General features: G+C 61.9%; 5 protein-coding genes. 4 read left to right on the forward strand and 1 reads right to left on the reverse strand.

Annotation, left to right across the window (positions count from 1 at the left end):
• Positions 1-619: 619 nt before the first annotated feature.
• From ABT070_RS45950 to ABT070_RS45960, 3 genes are all read left to right on the forward strand, one after another.
• A complete protein-coding gene (locus ABT070_RS45950; protein WP_351769308.1) occupies positions 620-2,173 on the forward strand; it encodes a DNA primase family protein in 1,554 nt (517 codons plus the stop codon).
• Positions 2,174-2,317: 144 nt separating this feature from the next.
• The gene (locus ABT070_RS45955) at positions 2,318-2,728 is read left to right on the forward strand and encodes a DUF6009 family protein (RefSeq protein WP_351769310.1); all 411 of its coding nucleotides are present in this window, start codon (positions 2,318-2,320) and stop codon (positions 2,726-2,728) included.
• A gap of 671 nt (positions 2,729-3,399) precedes the next feature.
• A complete protein-coding gene (locus ABT070_RS45960) occupies positions 3,400-3,678 on the forward strand; it encodes a transposase (RefSeq protein ID WP_351769312.1) in 279 nt (92 codons plus the stop codon).
• Positions 3,679-3,754: 76 nt separating this feature from the next.
• Here ABT070_RS45960 and ABT070_RS45965 read toward each other — a convergent pair whose 3' ends face one another.
• Entirely contained in the window at positions 3,755-4,354 is a 600-nt protein-coding gene (locus ABT070_RS45965) for an aspartyl/asparaginyl beta-hydroxylase domain-containing protein (protein WP_351769314.1), read from the reverse strand.
• A gap of 368 nt (positions 4,355-4,722) precedes the next feature.
• Between ABT070_RS45965 and ABT070_RS45970 the strand changes: the two genes are divergently transcribed.
• Positions 4,723-4,896, forward strand: coding sequence for a hypothetical protein (locus tag ABT070_RS45970; RefSeq protein WP_351769316.1), 174 nt, complete (start codon positions 4,723-4,725; stop codon positions 4,894-4,896).
• Positions 4,897-5,001: the final 105 nt, after the last annotated feature.

Genomic DNA, 5,001 nt, shown 5'->3' on the forward strand with positions numbered 1-5,001 from the left:
TGACGAAGCCTCCAAGCAGGGCAGTTGCTGTCCTTGCCGGGCCGAGCTGCCGAAGCGACGTCACCCGATCGGTGACCACACTGAAAAGGCTCAGTCGCCCGCTATGGCGAACGCATGATGCTGGAAGTCCAATTGCCATGATTCCAGGCGGATCCACCCGCTCACCTGTGAACGCTTCGCAGTCACAGCAGTATGGGACGAGCGGAAATCACTGCCCACAGGCGATGATCACCATCCGTCGATTCCGAAACCTGGCAATCGATCTAAATTGATGAACGGCACGGACATTTTGATTCTAGCCGTTTTCTGGGGTGACCTCCTCATTAGCCTTGCTTGAGCGGCCAAAAGGACCTGGAAGAAGCGCCTGGAATACTGTAGTTGAGAACTCGCCTAATCGCATCCGTCATGATTTACAGCCTCGGTAACGCACTTCATCCAGAGCGTCGACACGGTGCACCGTGCTTTTGGTATGTACTTCAACCCCGACGCCAGGGCAGAGCTCATCGACGCCTGGTAACCGGCTCGACAGCTCAACAGCGACTACTATGGCTTGAGGGAATTTCGTGCCAGTGATAGCGTATTCTGCCCTAAGTGGGCTCTTTGCTTCTCGAGGACGTTCATGAGTGGCTTTGACCAGCAGGGATTTGATCCGGTCAGGGCTGCTGACCAGTTGCGTCTTCTGCTGGGATCTAAACAGAACCTAGCCATATCGAGTCCGGTGAGTGAGGCCTCCTTTCCTCATGTGCCTGGTGCCTTTCCGGAGGAGTTGACCGATCGCGGAATGGCCAAGCTGTTCGCCCGAATCTACGGTGACCGATTCCGCCATGTGGAGGGTCTCGGGTGGTTTTTCTGGGACGTCTACCGATGGAAGCGTCTGGGCGGCGAAAAGTCGGCGCTATGGGCAGCTGGCGACTTGGCCGAGCAGATCCCGCTGACAGATGCATCAGGAAGATTCACCGATGTACAGTTGCAAGCACACCGGCGCCGTACTCAGTCCACCGCTGGATTGAAAGCTCTGTTGCAGCAGGCGCAAGCTGCTCCTGGGCTCAGCCTGAACCCGGACGTACTTGACGGCGATATTTATGCCCTCTGCACTCCGGGTGGCGTGGTCGATCTTAAATCCGGTGAGTTGCGCAAGCCTGATCCGCTCACAGACATGCATTCTCGTGCCGCAACAGTCGCACCGCAGGTGATGGAAACACCACGCTGGAACCGGTTCCTTACCGAAACCTTTGGTGACGATGAAAAAGGAACGGAGACGATTGCATTCTTGCACTTACTGCTCGGCTACTCCGTCACCGGAGATATCGGCGGCCAGGTTCTGCCTTTCCTTTATGGCTCTGGCGCCAACGGCAAGTCTGTCCTGCTGGACGTGATGATGCAAATTCTTGGAGACTACGCCAATGCCGCCCCGCCAGGGTTTCTGATGGAAAAGGGGAAGTTCGCCGAGCATTCCACAGAGCTGACGGAACTGCACGGGCGGCGCATCGTGGTGTGTAGTGAGCTCAAACCAAATGATAAATTTAATGAGGGCAGGGTAAAGCTGCTGACCGGGGGAGACGCAATCACGGCCCGGCGGATGCGACAGGATTTCTTCACCTTCACACCCACGCATAAGTTGTGGCTGCTGGGAAATCATCGACCGGAGGTGGGGACGGGGGGATATGCATTCTGGCGGCGCATGCGGCTCATCCCATTCGAGCGGAAGGTTCCCGATGATCGGAAGATCGACAATCTGGCTGCCGAGCTGGTCCGAGACGAGGGCCCGGGGATCCTGCAGTGGCTGATCGACGGCGCCCGCCGCTACCTGTTCTCTCGAGATCCTCTGACCGGGCCCGCTTCTGTGCGCCTTGCGACTGAGGCGTACGAGAAAACCGAAGACCATATTGGCCGCTTCCTCACCGAATGCTGCACGCTAGGCGCCGAAATACGCCCCAATCCCGCACTGCGCGTCGAACAAAAGCTGCTGTACGAGACCTACACGCGCTGGTGTGCAGAGGAGGGAATTCAGAGGGCAACCTCCCGGGCATTTGCCTCACGAATACGACAGGAAGTTGGACTTGCCTCCCCCGCTGATATGATCAAGAACAACGACCGCAAGCTTTACCCTGGACTCGCACTCCTTGCTGACAGGGAGGATCCAGCCAGTTACGACAGCAGTGTCCAACAATGAGCCAAATACATACTCTGCTCAAGGCACCAGTTGCCCTTACCATGAACACTGCCAGTCTGGATCGTGCTGGCTGTAGTACTGGACGGGCGGAGTTGCCACCCACCCGGGCCACCCGGCCAACAATCACGAGGAGGGCCCGCAGCCATGAGCTCGATGCTGCGCGATAGCCAGCTCGCCGACGAAGTCGACGTCGTGTGGCTCGAAGATCCCGCAAACTTTGACTACGTTCGCCAAGCTCTCGACAAGGCCACCCAACGCCGCGGCAAGCCTCGCTACTCTCGCGACGGCCGTCTAGTCGGCTACACAAACCTAGCCTCAGATGCTGAATGCGATCCCGACAGTGGCCTGTTTACTCGCCGCACGTTTTTCCTCCTGCCTCACGATCGCGACAGCCAGCCCACAGGCGACTACGAGGTCGGTGCTCCCGGCGAAGCCGTCGACCCATTGACTATCAGGCCTGGAAAAACAGGTGCCAAAACTGCTCGTTCCCAACGCGGGGGGACCAGCAAAGCCGCCCCAAATCCTGAACCGGACCGTGTCACACCTGGTCAGTAGATAATTTTTTGAAAGCGTGAAACATGTGAATATATCGCGACAGATGGATTCTTGGCAGCGTCGAGAAGCTCATCTCCGAGCTCGGACAAAGCCGAATGTTGGAGGAACGCCGCGTGCGCCTGATCTGATGCGTCTTGCAGCCTTGATCTATATGTCGTAGGTCAGAGTTGCTCCGAACGCTGACCGCTGCCATGCATCACCGCGGCGACCGCTAACCGCCAGCTGTGACCGGTCGAGGGCCGGTGTTTAGGGGTACATGCGCGTAGCAGGGCTACACCCCCCTCGGCGACTGTGATCTCCTCGGTGACGCTTCGGCAGTATCAACCACAGCAGCAAGCGGCCTACGGTTCAGGGTGACCAGACGAAACTGGGCCCGGATAGTGGCCGCTACGTGTCAGGAGGTTCCCATCCGAGCAGGGAAGTGCCTGACCTGGGAGCGGTTTTGTGGCAGGAAGTGCTGTCCGTGATCAGTTAAGGTCCTGCAGATCATTAACATGTCGCCTTGATCTTGTTGCTGGGGGTGCTGGCTTGGGTTTGGACTCGAGCTCATAGGGCCAAGAGGGCGTGGGCCCTATGAGCTCGTAACACGATCTTGTTGAGATGTCCTGGTCGGGCGTGACCGGTCTGGTGATTCGGCTGTTCGTGATGGTGTGAGCACTCGGCCGTGGATCGTGGACGATGACTTGTGGGCGCTGATCGAGCCGCTGCTGCCGCCCTGGCCCGAGCGGTTGCCAGCGCCACGGCCGGTAGCGGACAGGCGCTGTCTGCAGGGCATCCTCTACGTCCTCTACAACCGCAAGGTAGGCAGCAAACACCATCTGATCTGCGACGGACGCGGCACCCCGCTCAAGGTCATCACCACCGCGGCCAACGTCAACGACGTCACCCAGACACTGGTCCTGGTCGACGGCATCCCGCCCGTCGCCGGCCGCCCCGGCCGTCCTCGCTAGCGCCCCGAAACCCTGCTCGGCGACAAGGCCTACGACTCCAACCCCCACCGCGAAGAACTCCGCAAGCGATGGCCTGTCATCTCCCGCAAGGGCGCCCCGTGGCGTCCCCGCCGCGCAGGTGCGGGCGGGCGGCGAGGGCCTGGTAGGCGTCGTCGACGTAGACGTCGGCGATCAGGTGGATCCGGTCGGGGCCGGTGGTGTTGCAGACTCCGTGGGCCTGCGAGGGCGTCAGCCGCCACAGGGATCCGGCCGCCATGTGGACCCGGGCTCCAGCGGTGACCAGGACGGCGGAGGGGTTGGTGACGAGCGGGAAGTGCAGGCGGTGGCGGCCGGTGTCGCGCAGTTCCGCGTAGTCGCGGTGTTTCCACAGGTAGGAGTGCGGCTCCAGGCGGGCCAGGCGCACGTACATGAAGTTCAGCCCCAGCGAGTCGAGGAACCGCGCGGTGGCCGGCATCTCCTCAAGTAGGGAGGTGGGCTGGGGGCGGCCGTCGCCGATGACGACGTCGTGCGGGTCACCGGAGTCGGAGTGGTTCAACAGCGACGTGGTCCACCAGCCTCCGAACTGGTACTCGCCGTAGGCGACGACGCCACGCGTGGGCGCCCCCAGCGCTTCGGCCCGCATCTGCTCGACTGCGGACTCCTCCAGGTCGGCCAGCCGGGCGACCTGGTCGAGCACCTCCGCCCGCCCGGGCCGGTCTGCGCCGTCGTGACGGCTGCGGGGAGTGTGGTCGCCATCGGGTCCTCCTGACACGTCGTCGAAACGCGGCCCTGGCGGGCAGCCGTGCAAGGACACCGCAGGCTCCAACTGGCGCACAGAGCGGTGGCGTTGCCGTCCGTTGCGGGTGGTTGCCGCCCGTTGCCGTTCCTCCCGGGCGGCCTTCCCCCGCCCGCCGGGAGCCGGAAGAGTGGTGGCGCCCGCGCCCGCGAAAGGGATGGGTCCGTGACTACTGACGCTGCCGAACCCACCCGCTGGCCTACCTGCTGGCCCTGCGCGGGACGAATGCGCAGGCGTACCTGCTCCGTGTTGCCGAGCAGCACCAGCGCATGAGGTACGGGCAGATGGCGTACCGCAAGGAGAAGGCATCCCGGTGGATCGCAGGCGTCTACGCGCCCAGCTATCACACCCAGCTCGCCATGGCCGCGCTCGAAGGCATCCCGCCCGAGGCGATCCACGCCCACGGCTGGCCGGGCTGGCTGCTGTTACGAGTTGGTGCGTGATAGCGGGTGAGGTGAGGTGTCGTGCCAGGTGGATGGCAGATCTCGCTGTGGCGATCATGGTCAATCGGGCGGTGCTGGCGCATCGGCTGTTCACGGGGCTCTCTC

The sequence above is a fragment of the Streptomyces sp. NPDC002884 genome, assembly GCF_040295245.1.
In the GTDB taxonomy this organism is placed as follows: Bacteria; Actinomycetota; Actinomycetes; order Streptomycetales; family Streptomycetaceae; genus Streptomyces.